Origin of the sequence: Leucobacter celer subsp. astrifaciens (genome assembly GCF_001273835.1) — a bacterium.
GTDB classification, from domain to species: Bacteria; Actinomycetota; Actinomycetes; order Actinomycetales; family Microbacteriaceae; genus Leucobacter; species Leucobacter celer.
In genome coordinates this window covers 88,872-106,577 of sequence record NZ_JHEI01000143.1, presented here as the reverse complement: position 1 = coordinate 106,577, position 17,706 = coordinate 88,872, and the positions used below count along the sequence as shown (strand labels likewise).

Sequence of the window (17,706 nt, the reverse complement as noted above, 5' to 3'; positions counted from 1 at the left end):
CTCTCCGCTCGCGCCTGCGACTTATAGTCACTTTGACCATAAGTAAGAATACGCCCGAATCCTCCTCTGTCAAGCCGGCGTCGTGTCACCGAAGGACACAAGACGGTCACGATCCGCGGTGGATCGCCTCGGAGTGAGCTAGGCTCGTCGGCAAGACCAGTAATGCCGAACGTAGGAACAATCCAGCACGTTTTATTCGCCGCGGCTCCCCAGGGAGCGCGGCACGCTACCAGTCTCCACGTCGGCGCCGTCGCCGTGGTACCCCGGCCGCAGTTGCGGCCAGCAACACGAAGGAAACACAGCATGACCACCGGCACCGTGAAATGGTTCAACTCCGAAAAGGGCTTCGGCTTCATCACCCCCGACGACGGAGCTTCCGACGTCTTCGCGCACTTCAGCGCGATCCAGGGCAATGGCCGCCGCGATCTCTTCGAGAACCAGCGCGTCGAGTTCGACGTCGAGCAGGGCCCCAAGGGCCTGCAGGCCAGCAACATCGTCGCGCTCTAAGCAGCACGAAGGAACGGGGGTGCGGGGCTTCGGCCCCGCACCCCCGTTTTTTGTGCACGGCGCCCCGACTTCTACGCGGGGTGTCGACAGAAACGCGGGTGCAGCGGACGGAACACGGACCTACCGGACGGAACGCGGACCGACAGTACGGAACGTGCGGACGGGAACGCCGCCCCGCCCGGCGGCCCCTCAGCTACGCGCGCCAGTAGTTGCTGCTTCGCGTCCGGTTTGGTGACAACTACTGGCGCGCGGATGTCGGGTGGCTGGCGTCGAGCGTCGGGCGTCGGGTGGCTGGCGCCGGGTGGCTGTCGTCGAGCTTCGGGTGTCGGGCTTCGAGCTTCGGCCCCGCACCCCCGCTTTTGTACATTCGCCACATTCGACTCGACATGGCTTTGGAGGGCGCACTACATTCGTGGCATCCACGACCGACCGACTCCGGCAGCGTCACCCGCTCCGACTCGGCGGCGGCCCCCACGATCGAACGGTGAAGGCATGTCAGCGCAGACCTACCCGCATCTCCTCGAACCCCTCGACCTGGGGTTCACCACACTCCCCAACCGCGTGATCATGGGCTCCATGCATCTCGGACTCGAGGAGGTGCCGGGCGGTTTCGACCGTCTCGCGGCGTTCTACCGCGAGCGCGCCGACGCGGCGCTCATCGTCACGGGCGGCATCGCCCCCAACGCGGAGGGCCGGCTGAAGCCGGGAGCGGCGATGCTCACGACCGAGGCCGAAGCCGCACCGCACCGCACCGTCACCGATGCCGTGCACGACGCGGGCGGGCGCATCGCACTGCAGATCCTGCACGCGGGCCGCTACGGCGCGCACCCCGATGTCGTCGCGCCCAGCCCGGTCCAGGCGCCCATCTCCCCGATCACCCCGCGCGAGCTCTCGGACGCCGAGATCGAGCGCACGATCGACGACTACGTGCGCACGGCCGTCCTCGCGCAGGCCGCGGGCTACGACGGTGTCGAGATCATGGGCTCCGAGGGCTACCTCATCAACGAGTTCACCGCCCGGCACACGAATCACCGCGGCGACCGCTGGGGCGGATCCTTCGAGAGCCGCGCCCGCTTCCCCGTGGAGATCGTGCGCCGGGTGCGCGCGGCCGTGGGCGAGCGCTTCATCATCGTCTACCGCCTCTCCATGCTCGATCTCGTGCCGGACGGGGCCACGCTCGACGAGGTCATCGCGTTGGCGCGGCTCGTCGAAGCGGCCGGCGCCACCCTGCTCAACACCGGGATCGGCTGGCACGAGGCCCGGATCCCGACCATCGCGAGCTCGGTGCCCCGCGGGGCCTTCGCCGGGGTCACGAAGCGGGTGATGGGCGAGGTCTCGATCCCGCTCATCACCACGAACCGCATCAATACCCCCGAGCGGGCCGAGCAGCTGCTCGCCGAGGGCTGCGCCGACCTGGTGTCGCTCGCCCGGCCGTTCCTCGCCGATCCGGAGTTCGTCGGCAAGTCGTCGCGGGGCGAGGCCGCCCGCATCAACACCTGCATCGGCTGCAACCAGGCCTGCCTCGACCACACCTTCGTCGGCAAGCTCACCTCGTGCCTCGTCAACCCGCGGGCCGGCCACGAGACCGAGCTGATCATCGCGCCGACCACGGCGAAGAAGCGGATCGCGGTCGTCGGATCGGGGCCCGCGGGGCTCGCGTGCGCCACCACGGCGGCGTCGCGCGGGCACGCGGTGACGCTCTTCGAGGCCACTGATCGGCTGGGCGGTCAGCTCAACGTGGCCATGCGGGTGCCCGGCAAGAGCGAGTTCGGCGAGACGCTGCGCTACTTCGGCGGCCGCCTCGCCGAGACGGGCGTCGAAGTGCGGCTGGGGCACCGCATCACGGCCGACGAGCTCGGCGCGGGCGGCTTCGATGAGATCGTGCTCGCGACCGGTGTCCACCCGCGCCGCCCCGAGATCCCGGGGCTCGAGCACCCGACGGTGGTGAGCTACCTCGACGTGCTGCGCGATGGCGCGACCGTGGGCGACCGGGTGGCGATCCTCGGGGCGGGCGGCATCGGCTTCGACGTCGCCGAGTTCCTCACGAGCGGCCTGGAGGACGGCGCCGAGGAGGATCCCGGCGACATCGCGGGCTTCCTGGCCCACTGGGGCGTCGATCCCTCGTACGCGCACCCCGGCGGGCTCGCGGAGCCCGTCGAGGAGCGCCCCCGGCGCACGGTCACCCTGCTGCAGCGCAAGGCGAGCAAGGTCGGCGCCGGGCTCGGCAAGACCACGGGCTGGATCCACCGCACCGAGCTCACCCGCCGCGGCGTGCGCATGGTGCCGGGGGCCGAGTACCGGCGCATCGACGACGACGGGCTGCACCTGAGTCTCGGCGGCGAGGAGCACACGCTCGAGGTCGACACGATCGTGCTGTGCACGGGGCAGGATCCCGCTCGCGAACTGCACGAGGAGCTGGCGGAGCGCGGGATCGCGTCGCACCTCATCGGCGGTGCCGACGTGGCCGCCGAGCTCGACGCGAAGCGCGCCATCGATCAGGGCACGAGGCTCGCAGCGGCGTTGTAGCCCCGGTTTCGCCTCGGCCCCGGCCTCATCTCAGCGGTCGTCGCGCGCCATCGCGATTCCGAGCGAACAGGATACGGTGGGGGCATGAGCGACACCGCAGCACCGGGCACCGGAGCCGCCGAGCGGCTCTCCCGCATGATCCAGCTGCCCACGGTCTCCGCGGAGATCGCGGAGCGCGGGCACGAGCCCTTCGAACGCTTCGTCGAGCTGCTCGAGGAGCTGTACCCGCTGGTGCACGAGCGGCTGGAGCGCGAACGCGTCACCGACCTCGGGCTGTGCTTCCGCTGGCGCGGCGAGGATCCGGACCTGGATCCGGCCGTGCTCATGGCCCACTTCGACGTGGTGCCGGTCGACGAGAGCGACGCCTGGACCTATCCGCCGTTCGAGGGTCGGATCGCGAAGGCCGCCGACACCCAGGATTACGTGTTCGGCCGGGGCGCGCTCGACGACAAGGGGCCGCTGCTCGTGATCCTCGAGGCGGTCGAGGGGCTGCTCGCGGAGGGGTTCGCGCCCGCCCGCGACGTCTACCTCTCCTTCGGCGGCAACGAGGAGAGCTTCGGTGACGCCGCGCGGAGCATCGCCGAGCGCTTCCGGGATCGCGGGATCACCCCGTGGCTCGTGCTCGACGAGGGCGGCGCCGTGGTCGACGCCCCGCTCCCCCTCGTGCGCGGACGGGCCGCGATGGTGGGCGTGGGCGAGAAGGGGATCGCCACGCTGCGCCTGAGCGCGCGCGGTGACGGCGGGCACGCCTCGGCTCCGCCGTCGCTCACGGCCGTGGGCAGGATCTCGCGGGCGGTCGGGCGCCTCACGCCGAGTACCTTCCCCGCCCGCACGCCGGCCGGCGTCACGCGCATGCTGGAGCTCTTCGCCGAGCGCGGCACGGGGCCGGCGCGCCTGCTGTACCGCCTGCTCGCGGCGTCGCCCTGGCTGACCGCGCGCCTCTTCAGCCGACTCGGCGCCGAACCGGCCGCGCTCGTGCGCACCACCGTGGCACCCACCATGCTCTCCGGGGGCACCGCCGCGAACGTGCTCCCCTCGCAGGCCGAGGCGACCGTGAACCTGCGGATCGCACTCGGCGAGACCGTCACGAGCGCCGCGCGCCGTGTCCGGCGACGCGTGGCCGACCGGCGGGTGACGGTCGAGGTGATCGACGGCGACGATCCCTCACCCGAGTCTTCCACCGACAACACGCAGTTCGCGCTCATCGCCGAGGCCGTGGGGCGCTCGCATCCGGACGCCCAGACGGTGCCCTACGTGATGATGGCGGCCACCGACGCGCGCCACTTCCACGCCTTCGCACCGGCCTGCTACCGCTTCGCGCCGCTCGCGATGTCCGCCGAGCTGCGCGCCACCATCCACGGCGTCGACGAGCGCGTGGCGGTCTCGGAGCTGGCGCGCGGCGAGCTGTTCCACCGCGCCCTCATCCAGGGGCTCTGAGCCAAGGGCGCTGATCCAAGGACTCTGCGCCAGAGACTCTGATCCGCCGCTCTGATCCCGCGCCCGCGCCTCCGCCCGCGCCCGCGCCTCCGCCCACGCCCGCGCCGATCTCTCGGCTCTCACCGCTGTTTCGGATCGACACGCGGGATATCGTCCGAGACAACGGTGAGAGCCGAACTTCGGGCGCCAAGAGGGCAGGATCCGCGCCTCGGAATGCCTGTAAGCTCACCTCAGAAGCGCCGGCACCGACGCGGGCGCGTGAGGCGAATGGGGTTGCGAATGGCGCGCCGATCATTCGGAGCCCTGACGGGCGTGGTCGCATTCCTGGCATTCGTCGAGTTCACGAGCGGCTTCATCCAGGGCTACTACACCCCGATGCTGACCGACATCGCGCGCCACCTCGGGGTCAACGACGCCGACGTGAACTGGCTGGAGGGCTCGCAGCTGATGCTCTCGGCGCTCGTCGTGCCCGCGCTCGCCAAGCTCGGCGACATGGTGGGGCACCGGCGCATCCTGCTCTGGTCCACCGCCGTCACCGCTGTCGCCACGCTCGCACTGCCCTTCGCCCACACCTTCCCGCTGTTCCTCGCGGCCTGGACCCTGCAGGGCGTCTACGTCGTGTGGCTGCCGCTCGAGATCGCACTGATCTGGTCGCGCACGGCGGGTCAGGAGAACCGCGCCGCGGTGACGGCGAAGGCGGCCGGGCTGCTGGTCGCCGCACTCGAGATCGGTGCGATCAGCGGGGCGCTGCTGGGCGGCCAGCTCATCGACACGCTGCCGCTCATGCCCGTGCTGCTCGTGCCCGGTGTGCTCGTGGCGATCTGCTACTTCGTCATCGCCTTCGGAGTGACCGAATCGCCCGTGCAGCTGGGCGGCCGGCTCGACTTCGTCGGACTCATGCTCATCTCCTTCGCCATCATCGCCTTCACCGGAGGCCTCAGCCTGCTGCGGCTGAACGGCGTCGGCGATCCGCTCGCCTGGGGCGTCGTGATCCTCGGCCTGCTGCTCGTGGTGCCCTTCGCGCTCTGGGAGTTGCGGCACCGGGATCCGCTCATCGACGTGCGGCTCTTCCGCTCCCCGGCCCTCGCTCCGGTCTTCCTCACCGCGGGGCTCTTCGGCATGAGCGTGCTCGGCGCCCAGGCCCCGCTCTCGACCTTCATGCGCACCGACCCCGAAGTGTACGGCTACGGCCTCGGCACCCGCGGCTTCGTCACGTCCCTCGCCATCGGCATTTACCTCATCGCGATGGTGGTCGGCGCGCTCGCCTTCCCGCGCTGCGCTCGGCTGATCACCCCGCGACTCACGCTCGCCGGGGCGGCGACGCTCATCGGCATCGGGTACCTGATGTTCCTGCCCTTCCACCACAGCTACCTGCAGGTCGTGCTCAACATGGTCGTCGTGGGCCTCGGATCCGGCGCGCTCGTCGCGGCGCTCCCCGCCGCGGCGGCGGCCGCGGCTCCGGCCGACCGCACCGGCGTCGCGACCGGACTCACGAACTCCACCAAGACGCTCGGTGGCGCCGTGGCGTCCGCGGTATTCGGCATCGCACTGATGCAGGGCGCCACGGGCGCGGCCGACGGCGGCACGGCGGGCAGCTTCGAGGGCTACGTCACGGTCTGGTTGGTGTGCGGCGGATCCGCGCTCATCGCGGCGGCGACCCTGCTCTTCGTGGTGCCCAAGCACGCCTTCCAGGACCGGGAGTCGATCCCCACGGCCATCTGATCCTGGATCGCGCCGCCCTGCGGCTCAGCCCAGCAACTCGCGAGCGATCCCCATCGCCTCGGCGAGCAGCTCGTCGAGGCGATGGCGACCGGCCCCGAGATCGGCCCAGCGCCACACGGCGGAGACGAGCGCCGCGGCGTACCCCGCCGCGAGGATCTCGGCCCGGATCCGATCCGATCCGCCGCGCACCAACCGTTCGGCGATCGCCTCGGCGATGCGGGCCTGCCGGGCTGCCCGCCCGGCGGCGAGCTCGTCCTCCACGCCCATGGTGCGCGCGTCGACGATCGCGAGCGCAAGGGTGTCGGGCGTCTCGCCCTCGGCGAAGCTCTCGAGCGCGTCGACCAGCTCGACTCCAGAGTCGGCGAGTGCCCCCAGCAGCGTCTCGACCCGGCGATCGAGCACGTACCAGAGAATCTCGGACTTACTCGCGAAGTAGTTGAAGAAACTCGACCGGCTCACTCCGGCTCGGCGCGTGATCTCGGTCACCGAGGTCGACTCGTAGCCCTGCTCCAGAAACAGCTCGCAGGCCGCGTCGGCGAGCACCTCGCGCGAGGAGGCGTGCGGTCGACCGCGGGAGGGCGTGGACATTCCCCCAGCCTACCGCCGCGCGCGAGGAGGCCCTGGATCCCGATGCCGTGCGCGGCACCCGCCATACGGTAAACTCTCGTTGTTTGACCCGATCTAATAAATGGCAGGAGCTCAGCGCACCCATGATCCAGCATTCCTCCCCCGGCAGGGCCGCCCGCGGCCTCGGTCTTCTGGCGCTCGCAGCCGGCGGCGCACTCGTGCTCAGCTCGTGCTCCGCGCCCGACACGAGCGGGGGCGAAACGGGATCCGGCGTCGCGCAGGAGGGCGGCACGCTCGTCTACGCCACGGGCGACGCCGAGCCCACCTGCCTCGACCCGCACGTCGGCGGCAACTATCCCCAGGCGCTCATCTCGACGCAGTACCTCGAGCCGCTGGTGGGACGCGACGCGAGCGGCGCGATCACACCCTGGCTCGCGAGCGAGTGGAGCACGAGCGAAGACGGGCTCACCTGGGACTTCACGCTGCAGGACGGGGTGACCTTCACCGACGGCACCCCGCTCGACGCCGAAGCCGTCAAGGCGAACATCGAGCACCTGCAGGATCCCGACACCCAGTCCTCCACCGGCTATCTCGCGGTGCAGAAGATCGCCGAGATCGAGCCCGTCGACGACACGCACGTGCGCTTCACCCTCTCCAAGCCCGACTCGGCACTGCTCGAGTCGCTGAGCCAGCAGTGGACCGCCATCCAGTCGCCCGCCGGCATCGAGCGCGGCATGGAGGAGAACTGCCAGGCGCCCATCGGCACCGGCCCCTTCGTCATCGAGAGCTGGACGCCGCAGCAGAAGATCGATCTCGTGCGCAACGACGACTACCGCACCCCGGGTCCCGAGGCCGACCACGAGGGACCCGCGCACCTCGAACGCATCGAGTGGCGCTTCATCCCCGACGCCGCGACCCGCCACGCAGCCCTCGTCTCGGGCGAGGTGCACGTGATCGACAACCCGCTGCCCAGCGACATCGTCGCGGCCGAGGGCGCGGACATCGAGCACATCGATGCGCCCCGCCCCGGCGCATCCAATCGCATCGAGCTCAACTCCGGCCAGGCGCCCTTCGACGACGAGCGCGTGCGCGAGGCATTCATCCGCGTCGCCGACCCCGACCCCGGCATCGAGGCGCTCTTCCAGGGCACCGCGACCCGCTCCTCCTCGCCGCTGTCGAGCGTCGAGCCCACCGCGGTGAGCGACGAGTCGCTGTTCGCCACGGATCCCGACGCCGCGAATGAGCTGCTCGACGAGGCCGGCTGGACCGAGAAGAACGCCGACGGCGTGCGAGAGAAGGACGGCGAGACCCTCACCGTGCGCTTCCCCGTCAGCACCAACCAGTCGACGGCCGCGGAGCAGTCGCTCTTCGAGCAGATCCAAGCCAACGCCGCTGCGGTCGGCTTCGACGTGGTGCTGACGCCCGTCGACCTGAGCAGCTGGTACGGCGCCCTCGCCGCGCACGAGTACGAGGCCGTGAGCGCGCCCTACACCAAGGTGGGTCCGGCCGTGCTGCGGACGGTCTACCACTCCGACAGCATCGTCCCGGCGCCGTCGGGTTACTTCGCCAACAACGCGCAGCTGTCCGATCCCGAGCTCGACCGCATCCTCGACGAGGCCGCCGCGACGCTCGACGAGGCGAAGCGCACCGCTCTCTACGCCGACGCGCAGCAGCGCATCCTCGAGAGCTTCACCGTGCTGCCGCTCTACGACCAGCAGAACCACTTCCTGGTGCAGGGCGCCACGGGCGTCACGACGCTCGGCACGGTGGCCACGCCGACCTTCATCAACGCGCAGCTGACGGAGTAGTCTCTCCCCGATGGTCGAGCGAGGATCGGAGCGAGGAGTCGGAGCCCCCGGGAGGGATGGGGTTTCGACTCGCTTCGCTCGCTCAACCGGCGGAACGGAGGCCGGAACGAGCGCTCGCTCAACCGGCGGGAAGGGCGCGCTCATCGCGCGCGCCGTCGCGGGGAGGATCGGCGCGGCGCTGCTCGTGGTGTGGCTCACCGCCACGGTGGTGTTCTTCGCGCTGCGGATCTCCGGCGACCCGCTCGAAGCGATCATGGGCGGGCCCGGCTCCCAGGCCGGGCCCGAGGCCATCGCCCGGGCGAAGGAGGCCTACGGGCTGGAGCAGCCGCTCGTCGTGCAGTACCTGGCGCAGCTCTGGCGCATCGCGACGCTGCAGTTCGGCGATTCCTACGCCCGCAAGCAACCGGTCGCCGATCTGCTCGCCGCGAATCTGCCGCCGACGCTGCTCATCGCGACGCTCGCCCTGCTGCTCGCGTGGGTGCTCGCGGTGGTCGGCGCCCTCATCGGGGCGGTGAGCCGCGGCCGGATCGGTCGCGTCGTGCGCGCCGCCCTCTCCGGCGTCGAGACCGTCGCCTCGGTCACCCCGCAGTTCTTCGTCGGCGCCGTGCTGATCCTGGTGTTCGCCAGCGGACTCGGGATCCTGCCCGCCACGAGCACGGGGGCGAAACCGGCGGGCCTGGTACTGCCCGTCATCACGCTCGCCGTGCCCATCGCCGGCTACCTCGCGCACGTGCTGCACGGCTCGCTGGCCGAGGCCGACGCGGCGCCGTTCTCGACCACGGCGCGCTCCCGCGGCGCCTCGGAGACGCGGGTGCTGCTGCGGCACACCCTGCGGCACGCGGCGCTGCCGGGGATCGCACTCTCGGGCTGGGCGTACGGCTCGCTGCTCAGCGGGGCGGTGGTGGTGGAGGCCCTGTTCGCCAGACAGGGGCTCGGCCGCATGCTGCTCGAGGCGGCCACGGTGCGCGATGTGCCGGTGGTGATCGGCTCGGTCGTCGTGATCGCGCTGCTGTACGTGGTCATCATGCTGCTCTCCGATCTGCTCGAGCACGTCGTCGATCCGCGACTGCGGCGCGGGATCGGCGCACCGGATACGCCATCGGCGCAGACCGCGTCGACCGAGGTGGTGGGCTCGTGAGGGCGGCCTCGCGCGTCTGGCAGTCGCTCGGGTGGGCGGGCACCGCGAGCGCAGCCGTGCTGATCCTCGCCCTGCTCGCCGTGTGCGCGCCGCAGCTGCTGGCCCCGGCCGACCCGCTGGCCGTGCACCCGGCCGAGGCGTTCGCTCCCCCGTCGCTCGCGCACCCCTTCGGTACCGACGAGTCGGGGCGCGACCTTTACACGCGCGTGGTGCACGGGGCGGCCGCGTCGGTCGGCATCGGTCTCGCGGCGACGGGCATCGGTATCGGCATCGGGGCGGTTCTCGGCTTCGCCGCCGGCCTGGGTCCGCGAGTGCTCGACGCCTCGCTGGGCCGCGTCTTCGAGGTGCTGTTCGCGCTGCCCACGCTCGTGATGGCGCTGCTCTTCATCTCGGTCATGGGCTCGGGGCCGGCGGCCTCGATCATCGCGATCGGCCTCGCCACCATCCCCGGGTACGCGCGCATGCTGCGCGCTCGCGTGCGCGGCATCGCGTCGAGCGGCTACGTGGAGTGGGCGCGCCTGGACGGGATCGGCCCGCTGCGCGTCTTCTCGCGGCACATCGCACCGAACTCGCTGTGGCCGCTGGTCTCAGCCGCGACGCTCGGGATCGGCCAGGCCATCGTCTGGGTGTCGGCTCTGGGCTTCCTCGGACTCGGCGCCCTGCCGCCCTCACCCGAATGGGGCGCGATGCTGAACGCCGGACGGGTGTATCTGACGACGGCGTGGTGGATGACGGTGTGCCCCGGCCTCGCGATCGTGGTGACCGCGGCCGCGCTGACCGTGATCGGGCGACGGATCGGAGGGGTGTCGCATGAGTGACGGGGTACCAGGGCGGGATGGCCGGGTGGAATGCCGTTCGATCCGGCTCGCTTCGCTCGCTGCCAGTCCCAACCACGAACGGCTTTTCCCCCCGGCCATCCCGCCCCTCGCATCTGAAGGAGCACCCGCCGCGGTGCTGGAGGTCGAGGGGTTGACGGTTTCCCTCGTGAGCGCGGGACCGGGGCGGAGGGGAAAGAGCGCGCGGGCGGTGCTGGAGGGGGTGTCGCTGCGAGTGGAGCGCGGCGAGTGCCTCGCGATCGTCGGCGAGTCCGGTGCGGGGAAATCGGTGCTCGCCCGCACGCTGCTGGGTCTCACGCAGGCGGATCCGCGCTGGTCCGCGCGCAGCGACGCATTCGAGCTGGCCGGACAGGATCTGCGGAGAGCGTCGCAGCGGCGGTGGCGCTCGCTGCGGGGCTCGACCGTGTCGCTCGTGCTGCAGGACGCGCTGCAGTCGCTCGACCCGCTGCGCACCATCGAGGCCGAGGTCGGTGAGACGCCGGCGATCCGCGGCGTGCGCGGCCGAAAGCGACGGGCGGCCGTCATCGAGGCGCTGGACGCGGCGGGGCTCCCCGACGCGGCCCGTCGACTGCGGCAGCGCTCCGCCGAACTCTCCGGCGGGATGCGGCAGCGCGTGCTCATCGCCTCGGCGCTCGTGGACGAACCGGCGCTGCTGGTCGCCGATGAGCCGACCACGGCGCTCGACCCCACGACCGCTGCTCGCGTGCTGCGGCTCTTCGGCGAGGTGAGGGGTCGGGGCACCGCGCTCGTGCTCATCAGCCACGACCTGGCGAGCGTCGCGCGGATCGCGGACCGCATCGCGGTGCTCGACCGGGGGCGCATCGTGGAGACCGGCACCGCAGAGGAGGTGCTGGGGCGGCCGCGGCACGCCGCGACACGGGCGCTCGTGGACGCGATCCCGCGCGGCGCCAAACCCGCCGGCCCGCGCGATGCAGCAGTCGGACCCGAGATCCTCGCACTGCGCGGCGCGGCGCGCAGGTTCGCCTCGCCGGACGGCGGCACGACCGGGGTGCAGGGCGTCGATCTGACGCTGCGGCGCGGCGAGGCGATCGGCGTGGTCGGAGAATCCGGGGCGGGGAAGAGCACACTCGCGCGGCTGCTCGTGGGCGCCGAACGGCCCGACGCCGGCAGCATCGAACTCGCAGACCCGAACTGCCGCATCCGCCTGATCCCGCAGGATCCGCTCGCGACCTTCGACCCGCGGTGGCGCGTGGAGCGCATCATCGGCGCCTCGATCAGGCGAGCGGCCCGCGCGGCCCGCGCCGGCGGGGCCACCGGCGCGACCCCGGCATCGCTGCTCGAGCAGGTGGGCCTCGGGGCGGAGCTGCTGCGCCGCCACCCGGCCACCCTCTCAGGCGGGCAGCGGCAGCGCGTCGCGATCGCCCGCGCACTCGCCGCCGAACCCGACGTACTCGTGTGCGACGAGCCGGTCTCAGCGCTCGACGTATCGACTCAGGCCGGCATTCTCGAGCTGTTGCGCGAGCTGCAGCAGCAGCGCGGCCTCTCGGTCGTCTTCGTGTCGCACGACCTCGCCGCGGTGCGCACCGTCTGCGACCGGGTGCTGATCATGCGCGACGGCCGCGTCGTCGAGGAGGGCGGCACGGAGGACGTGCTCGGGGCTCCGCGGGATCCCTTCACCCGCGAGCTCGTCGCGAGTTCGGGAGCGCTCGGACCGCGATGATACGCGCCGCCCGGTGCGGTGTCCACCCTCTGCTGACGCGTGCCGTCGCGGGGATACGGTCGAGGTGTCAGCGGGGCGCTGGACCGCCCCGGAGGACGTGCGTGCGAGGGAGGTTCCGATGCGACACGAGGATCATGCCGAGCGGGAGCCGACGAGCGGCTCCGAGCGGGCCGAGCAGGATCGGGGCGACGAACTGGAGCCCGCGGTCGATCCCGATGGCGAGGAGCGCCTCGCCGAGGAGCGGCCCGACGCACCCCATCCGGCGACGCGCTTCGACGCCGGCACCGGCCAGGGCACCGTGACGGGCCCGCCGCACGACATCGACCATCTGGACCGCCCGATCCTCGACGGCTCGACCATGAGCGATGAGGCCGAGGCCTCGGTTCCCAACCCGCACCGCGGGCAGGTCGATCCCGCGCTGGCGCACCGCCAGCCGGCGCTCACGAACACGAGCACCACCCGTTGGCTGGTGGCGGCGATCGTGGCCACGGTGCTCGTCTCGGCCGCACTCTTCGCGGTGTACCCGTGGAACCCGCTGTGGTGCAGCATCGGAATCGGCTTCGCCCTCGTGACGCTGCTCGCCATGCTCGCCGTGCGCGCGACGAGACTCTCGCGCCCCGCGCGCCTGCGCGTCGAGGCCGTGCTGCTCGGCCTGATCTGGCTCGTGCCGCTCGCGATCTTCATCACGGTGCTCGCCACCTCGGCCGACGAGATCTGGTAGCCGGAACGCCGCGTGCTCAGTGATTGCGCAGCTTGTCGATGAGATCGCTCTTCCTGAGCTTCGAATAGCCGGTGATCCCGAGCTCCTTCGCGCGATCGCGCAGCTCCTCGACCGTCCGGTCCTCGTAGTCCTCAGCCTTGCCGCCGCGACGTCCCACCTCGGAGCGCCCCTCCTTGGCCGCGGCGTTCGAGATCCGGGCCGCCTTCTCCTCCGAGGCGCCATCGTCTCGCAGGCGCTCGTAGAGTTCGGGATCCTTCAGCTGCGGTCGCTGCTGTCTGGGCATCGTCGCGCCCTCCTCACGTGCTCCGCGCAATGCGCATGGCGGGTGTGTACGCTTCCGACGCTAGGCCCTTCCAGCGGCGACGAGGAGACCCTCGACAGCTCCGCCGCAAGCGAGTACTCTGCCGCTCGGCGGCCGACGCCGGGCAGGATCCGGAGCGGTGATCGCAACATGCCACAGTCGCCGCGCACCCGCAAGGCCCTGATACCAACCGCCTCGTCGGCCGTACGATCGCCGCATGAAAGTCGTCTTCATCTGGTGGACCGCGGTCGTGATCGTCGGCCTCGTCGCCATGCTGCTCATCTCGCTGGCGGGGAGGTGACCCCATGAGGGCCAGGGACCACGCGCTCTCGCTCGTCTTCGCGGCGGCCTTCGCGTCACGCTCGCGGGCCAGTCGGTCGCGGGCCTCGCCGCCCACAACGCGGAACAGCTCGCACACGGGGCGCACACGACCACGTGGCTCGGCTTCGTCACCTCCTCGGATTTCGTCGTCGATGTGGCGGAGAACTGGCAGTCCGAGTACCTGCAGTTCTTCCTGTTCATTCTCGCGACGGTGTGGTTCGTGCAGCGCGGCTCGCCCGAGTCGAAGAAGCCGGGCGATGAGGGCACGGGCAGCGAGGAGGAACAGCTGCTCGGCGCCCACGCGCGCCCCGACTCACCGGCGTGGGCCCGCGCTGGCGGTGCACGGCGCTGGGTGTACAGCAACTCGCTGCTGCTCGTGATGGGATCGGTGTTCGTGCTCTCCTGGCTCGCGCAGGCGGTGGCGGGCACCACGGTGTTCAACGAGGAGCAGGCCTTGCACGGCCGGCCCGCCGTGTCGTTCATCGAGTACCTGGCCTCGGCCGACTTCTGGAATCGCACACTGCAGAACTGGCAGTCGGAACTGCTCGCGGTCGGCAGCATGGTGGCTTTCTCCATCTACCTGCGGCAGCGCGGCTCCGCGGAGTCGAAGCCCGTCGGCGCACCCCATGCACGAAGCGCCGTCGAGTCGGAATGATCGTGAAGGAGGGAAGCGAAGTGTCATCACTATCGGATATCAGCGGCGACGGTTTCGAGCTGCAACCGCTCACGTCGATCTATGAGCTCGAGGGGGTGCTGCGGCGCTTCCCGGAGCTCCACGTGCGCTACTCGGAGGGGCCGGTCGCCGATTCGCGACGCCGCAGCGTCGACGCCGAGAGCGGTCTCGATCTGCCCGGGCTCTCGGTGGATCCGCTGCAACCCGAGGACTGGTGGCATCGCCCGGTTGCCGATTGGATCGCGCGGCAGTTGCGCCGATATCGGCAATCGCAGCAGCAGAATCCGGATCGCATCGCCTGGGTGCTCACCGGCGGCGTGATCGCCAGAGGCCCCGACTGCGAACCGCTGCTGCGCAACGTGGTGCCGGTGGCGCGCCTCTCCGAGTCGCTGCTCGTCGAGGCGGAGGAGCGCTATCGCGCGCGCTTCGACGTCGAGAGCGACCCTGAGGACTGATCCGCGGTCACCCGGCACGATGGGCGCGGCCCCTCGGTCCAGCGCCTCGGCGCCGGCGCTCAGCGCCGTTTCGCGTGCTGCCGCAGCAGGGCGAGGGCGCTCTGCTCCTCCACGCTCAGGTAGCGGCGCGGGCGCATGCGCGCCCGGGCTCGCTGCAGACGCTCCACGGCCTTCGGGTTCTCGAAGGCGGCGAGCGCCCGCGGGTCGATGTACGAGGATCTCGTCACCGCGGGTGTGTTCCCGAGGATCTCGGCGGCCTCTCGCACCGCCGCTCTTGCCGCGGCTGCGGCGAGACGCTGATCCGAGAGATCCTCGGCGTCCGCCTCGAGCAGCGCCTGCACCACGATGAGGGTGCCGCCCCAGGTGCGGAAGTCCTTCGCCGAGAACTCGGCGCCCAGGTGCCGCTTCACGTAGGCGTTGACGTGCCTCGCGCGCAGCGGGTGCACGACATCGTCCTCGTCGAAGAAGCGGAAGACCTCCCGACCGGGCAGCTCGTTCAGACGTCCCAGCAGTCGCGCGACGCGCGGATCACGCACCCGCCTGCGCTGACGCCGGCCGCTCTTCCCCGTGAAGTCGAACTCCACGGAATCCGCCGAGACCCGCACGTGCTTCGCGCGCAACGTCGTGATGCCGTAACTGCGATGCCGTGCCGCATACTCGGTGTTGCCCACGCGGAACAGCTCCCGGTCGATGAGCCTGATCACGCAGGCCGTCACCCGGTCCCGGTCCAGTCGCCGTCGCCGGAGATCCCGGTCCACCCTGGCGCGCAGGCGCGGCAGGGCCTCGCCGAAGCGCACGACCCGGTCGAACTTGCGCCGGTCCATCCGCTGCCGGAAGGCGGGGTGGTAGATCGCCTGGGTGCGGCCCGCGGCGTCGAGGCCGCGGGCGAGCACCTTGGCCGATGGCGAGCGCGCGATCTCCACCTCGGTCCAGGCCGGCGGGATCGCGAGAGCGTCCAGCCGTTCGATCTCGCGGCGGGAGCCGATCCGGCGCCCGCCCAGCCGGTAGACGGCGACGCCGTCCTCGACCTCACGCGTGATCGGCAGCCTGCGTCGCCGGCTCGGCATCGATCCTCGCTTCCGAACCTCGCCCTTCGCTGCACGCGCGGTAGAGATCGAGCAGCCCCGGGATCCCTGCCTCCTGGAAGCGGTCGAGCTGCAGTCGGGCCGGGGCGCCGCGTCGGCGTCGCTCGACGTACCGCTCCACTCGCTCGAGGTCGCCGAAGCGCCGCAACTCGGGCTTCACCGTCGCCACAGCGCGCTCGACGAGCTCGAGTGCCGGCACCGAGGTTCCGGCAAGCGGATCGACCAGGTCGGTCGAAAGCCCGTTGCGCGCGGCGATCCAGATCGCGCCGTCGACCAACCCCGGAGCGATCCGGGGTCTGGGCTCGCCCGCCTCCGCCTCGCGCAGGCACCGATCGACCAGCGCGCGCACGAGTACGGCGAAGGCGACGGCGTCGGCGGCCTCGAGCTGGGCGTCGGCGATCCGCAGCTCGAGCGTCGGATAGTTCTGCGAGAGCCGCGCCTCCCACGTCACGATGCCCGGGTCGAGCAGCACGCCGCTGCTGACGAGCTGATCCACCGATCTCGCGTAGTCCTCCCCGTCCGCGAACGGGGGCGGATAGCCGGTGACCGGCCACGAGCGGTTCATGATCTGCCGCCAGCACGCGAAACCGGTCTCCTCGCCGCACCACAGCGGCGAGTTGGCGGTCAGTGCGAGCAGCATCGGCGCCCAGCGTGCGAGCCGTGCCAGCACCTCGACCCCAGCGTCCGGAGAGGGGATCTCCACGTGCACGTGGGTGCCCGTGACGTACTGGTACGAGGACGCGTTGCGCAGCTCCGCATCGATCGCACGATAGCGGGCCCGGGGAGTGACCGTCCCGGCCTCCTCCCCGCCCACGGGTGGCAGCCCGGTTCCCGCGAGCACGATCCCGCGGGCCGCGGCCGCGCGGGACACCACCGAGCGGAAGTCCGTGAGCGATTCCTCCGCCTCCGCGGCGTCCCGGCAGACCGGTGTCGCGGTCTCGAGCTGGCTCGAGAAGAACTCCCGCTCGGCGCGATCGCTCAGCTGCGGCACGGCGCGGATCAGCTCCGCGGCGCGGTCGCTCGGGAGGCCTGTGTCGGCGTCCAGCAGCAGGTACTCCTCCTCGACGCCGAAGGTGCGCGTGTCGCCCGCCTGCGTATTCGCCATCTCTACTCCCCCGGCTCCTGATCGCCCTCGTGCCCTCGTCTCGCGGGCGAAGACGCGACGTCCTCCCCCAGCTCCTGGAGCGCCTCGCGAGGATCGCTCGCCGTCGTCTCGACGGCCTGCTCCTCCTCCGGGGTCACGATCTCGGATGATTCATCCCGATGATCGGTCGCGACGAGTTCCTCGTTCTCGTCGATCTCCTCGTTCTGCTCCCACAACTCGGCCATGATCCCTCGCCTCTCCTCGGATGCTTCATCGTCGCTGTCCCGGCGCGCACGACCGGGTTTCGCACCCGGCGCCGGTCACGGCTGCGGGGTGCGGGAGTCTCAGCCGGGGAGCGGATCGCCCGGTCGATCGATGGCGCCGCGCCAGGCCCCGGTCTCGAAGCCGTTCGTCTCCAGCAATCTGGCGAACTCGCGCAGATCGGCGCCCACCTGCGCGTCGTCCAGTTGGAGCAGAGCGCCGGCCTGCTCGACGAAACCCTCGGGCTCCCATTCGAGTTGCAGCCGCACCCGGGTCTGGTCGTCGTCGAGCCGGTGGAATGTGACCACTCCGGCCTGCTGCGGGCCCTCGACGCTCTTCCACGCGATCCGCTCGTCCGGGCTCTGCTCGGTGATCTCGGCGATGAACTCGCGCTCGACTCCGGCCACGCGAACGCGCCAGGCGAGTCTGGTCTCGTCGATCTGCCGCACTTCTTCCACGCCCCACATGAACGCGGGGAAGTCCTCGAACTGGGTCCACTGGTTGTAGACGGTGCGCACGGGGAGTCCGATGTCGATGTCGCTCGTCACGGTGTGCATGGTGTCGCCTCCTACTCGTCCGACTG

Annotated in this window: 16 protein-coding genes and 1 pseudogene; 11 read left to right on the top strand and 6 right to left on the bottom strand. The window is 71.3% G+C overall.

The window, feature by feature from the left end; genetic code table 11:
• The first annotated feature begins 303 nt into the window (after positions 1–303).
• The 4 genes from AMS65_RS14740 (at position 304) to AMS65_RS14725 (ending at position 6,192) form a co-directional block, all read left to right on the top strand.
• Positions 304–507, top strand: coding sequence for a cold-shock protein (locus tag AMS65_RS14740; protein ID WP_053384934.1), 204 nt, complete (start codon positions 304–306; stop codon positions 505–507).
• Positions 508–999: 492 nt separating this feature from the next.
• Positions 1,000–3,033, top strand: a complete 2,034-nt coding sequence (locus AMS65_RS14735; protein WP_053384933.1) for an NADPH-dependent 2,4-dienoyl-CoA reductase — start codon at positions 1,000–1,002, stop codon at positions 3,031–3,033.
• An 84-nt stretch (positions 3,034–3,117) separates the two neighbouring features.
• A complete protein-coding gene (locus AMS65_RS14730; RefSeq protein ID WP_053384932.1) occupies positions 3,118–4,470 on the top strand; it encodes a M20/M25/M40 family metallo-hydrolase in 1,353 nt (450 codons plus the stop codon).
• A 279-nt stretch (positions 4,471–4,749) separates the two neighbouring features.
• Entirely contained in the window at positions 4,750–6,192 is a 1,443-nt protein-coding gene (locus AMS65_RS14725; RefSeq protein WP_053384931.1) for an MFS transporter, read from the top strand.
• A gap of 24 nt (positions 6,193–6,216) precedes the next feature.
• Here AMS65_RS14725 and AMS65_RS14720 read toward each other — a convergent pair whose 3' ends face one another.
• Positions 6,217–6,780 carry a TetR/AcrR family transcriptional regulator gene (locus tag AMS65_RS14720; RefSeq protein ID WP_053384930.1) on the bottom strand — a complete coding sequence of 188 codons (564 nt, stop codon included), beginning with the start codon at positions 6,778–6,780 and terminating at the stop codon, positions 6,217–6,219.
• Between the two features lie 122 nt (positions 6,781–6,902).
• Here AMS65_RS14720 and AMS65_RS14715 point away from each other — a divergent pair, with 122 nt between their 5' ends.
• From AMS65_RS14715 to AMS65_RS14695, 5 genes are all read left to right on the top strand, one after another.
• Positions 6,903–8,567 carry an ABC transporter substrate-binding protein gene (locus AMS65_RS14715; protein WP_053384929.1) on the top strand — a complete coding sequence of 555 codons (1,665 nt, stop codon included), beginning with the start codon at positions 6,903–6,905 and terminating at the stop codon, positions 8,565–8,567.
• Positions 8,568–8,577: 10 nt separating this feature from the next.
• Positions 8,578–9,705, top strand: coding sequence for an ABC transporter permease (locus AMS65_RS14710; RefSeq protein WP_083451736.1), 1,128 nt, complete (start codon positions 8,578–8,580; stop codon positions 9,703–9,705).
• Positions 9,702–10,523, top strand: coding sequence for an ABC transporter permease (locus tag AMS65_RS14705; RefSeq protein ID WP_053384928.1), 822 nt, complete (start codon positions 9,702–9,704; stop codon positions 10,521–10,523). The genes AMS65_RS14710 and AMS65_RS14705 overlap by 4 nt, the downstream gene beginning before the upstream one ends.
• Before the next feature lie 133 nt (positions 10,524–10,656).
• Positions 10,657–12,222: an ATP-binding cassette domain-containing protein gene (locus tag AMS65_RS14700; protein WP_241489467.1), complete on the top strand. Its 1,566-nt coding sequence runs from the start codon at positions 10,657–10,659 to the stop codon at positions 12,220–12,222.
• Between the two features lie 118 nt (positions 12,223–12,340).
• A complete protein-coding gene (locus tag AMS65_RS14695; protein ID WP_053384927.1) occupies positions 12,341–12,943 on the top strand; it encodes a G protein-coupled receptor family protein in 603 nt (200 codons plus the stop codon).
• Between the two features lie 16 nt (positions 12,944–12,959).
• Here AMS65_RS14695 and AMS65_RS14690 read toward each other — a convergent pair whose 3' ends face one another.
• Positions 12,960–13,226, bottom strand: coding sequence for a DUF7218 family protein (locus AMS65_RS14690; RefSeq protein WP_053384926.1), 267 nt, complete (start codon positions 13,224–13,226; stop codon positions 12,960–12,962).
• 433 nt (positions 13,227–13,659) lie between these two features.
• Between AMS65_RS14690 and AMS65_RS14685 the strand changes: the two are divergent.
• Together AMS65_RS14685 and AMS65_RS14680 are read left to right on the top strand one after the other, a co-directional pair.
• Positions 13,660–14,220 (top strand): annotated as a pseudogene (locus tag AMS65_RS14685) (DUF6766 family protein); the annotation flags it as partial.
• Between the two features lie 20 nt (positions 14,221–14,240).
• On the top strand, positions 14,241–14,693 hold the full coding sequence (locus AMS65_RS14680) for a DUF6098 family protein (protein ID WP_053384978.1): 453 nt from the start codon (positions 14,241–14,243) through the stop codon (positions 14,691–14,693).
• Between the two features lie 59 nt (positions 14,694–14,752).
• Here AMS65_RS14680 and AMS65_RS14675 read toward each other — a convergent pair whose 3' ends face one another.
• The 4 genes from AMS65_RS14675 to AMS65_RS14660 all read right to left on the bottom strand — a co-directional run bounded on the left by AMS65_RS14675 (position 14,753) and on the right by AMS65_RS14660 (position 17,680).
• Positions 14,753–15,760, bottom strand: a complete 1,008-nt coding sequence (locus tag AMS65_RS14675; protein ID WP_053384925.1) for a DNA topoisomerase IB — start codon at positions 15,758–15,760, stop codon at positions 14,753–14,755.
• On the bottom strand, positions 15,723–16,883 hold the full coding sequence (locus AMS65_RS14670; RefSeq protein ID WP_053384924.1) for a carboxylate-amine ligase: 1,161 nt from the start codon (positions 16,881–16,883) through the stop codon (positions 15,723–15,725). The genes AMS65_RS14675 and AMS65_RS14670 overlap by 38 nt, the downstream gene beginning before the upstream one ends.
• Before the next feature lie 2 nt (positions 16,884–16,885).
• A complete protein-coding gene (locus tag AMS65_RS14665) occupies positions 16,886–17,107 on the bottom strand; it encodes a hypothetical protein (protein WP_053384923.1) in 222 nt (73 codons plus the stop codon).
• A 99-nt stretch (positions 17,108–17,206) separates the two neighbouring features.
• Positions 17,207–17,680 (bottom strand): SRPBCC family protein, encoded by a 474-nt coding sequence (locus AMS65_RS14660; protein WP_053384922.1) that lies wholly within the window; start codon positions 17,678–17,680, stop codon positions 17,207–17,209.
• Between the last annotated feature and the right edge of the window lie 26 nt (positions 17,681–17,706).

Excerpts from the sequence above, each read along its gene's own strand:
- AMS65_RS14720 (WP_053384930.1), bottom strand. The coding sequence starts at position 6,780 with ATGTCCACGCCCTCCCGCGGTCGACCGCACGCCTCCTCGCGCGAGGTG.
- AMS65_RS14730 (WP_053384932.1), top strand. The coding sequence starts at position 3,118 with ATGAGCGACACCGCAGCACCGGGCACCGGAGCCGCCGAGCGGCTCTCC.
- AMS65_RS14710 (WP_083451736.1), top strand. The coding sequence starts at position 8,578 with ATGGTCGAGCGAGGATCGGAGCGAGGAGTCGGAGCCCCCGGGAGGGAT.
- AMS65_RS14725 (WP_053384931.1), top strand. The coding sequence starts at position 4,750 with ATGGCGCGCCGATCATTCGGAGCCCTGACGGGCGTGGTCGCATTCCTG.
- AMS65_RS14740 (WP_053384934.1), top strand. The coding sequence starts at position 304 with ATGACCACCGGCACCGTGAAATGGTTCAACTCCGAAAAGGGCTTCGGC.
- AMS65_RS14695 (WP_053384927.1), top strand. The coding sequence starts at position 12,341 with ATGCGACACGAGGATCATGCCGAGCGGGAGCCGACGAGCGGCTCCGAG.
- AMS65_RS14675 (WP_053384925.1), bottom strand. The coding sequence starts at position 15,760 with ATGCCGAGCCGGCGACGCAGGCTGCCGATCACGCGTGAGGTCGAGGAC.
- AMS65_RS14660 (WP_053384922.1), bottom strand. The coding sequence starts at position 17,680 with ATGCACACCGTGACGAGCGACATCGACATCGGACTCCCCGTGCGCACC.
- AMS65_RS14715 (WP_053384929.1), top strand. The coding sequence starts at position 6,903 with ATGATCCAGCATTCCTCCCCCGGCAGGGCCGCCCGCGGCCTCGGTCTT.
- AMS65_RS14665 (WP_053384923.1), bottom strand. The coding sequence starts at position 17,107 with ATGGCCGAGTTGTGGGAGCAGAACGAGGAGATCGACGAGAACGAGGAA.
- AMS65_RS14670 (WP_053384924.1), bottom strand. The coding sequence starts at position 16,883 with ATGGCGAATACGCAGGCGGGCGACACGCGCACCTTCGGCGTCGAGGAG.
- AMS65_RS14735 (WP_053384933.1), top strand. The coding sequence starts at position 1,000 with ATGTCAGCGCAGACCTACCCGCATCTCCTCGAACCCCTCGACCTGGGG.
- AMS65_RS14690 (WP_053384926.1), bottom strand. The coding sequence starts at position 13,226 with ATGCCCAGACAGCAGCGACCGCAGCTGAAGGATCCCGAACTCTACGAG.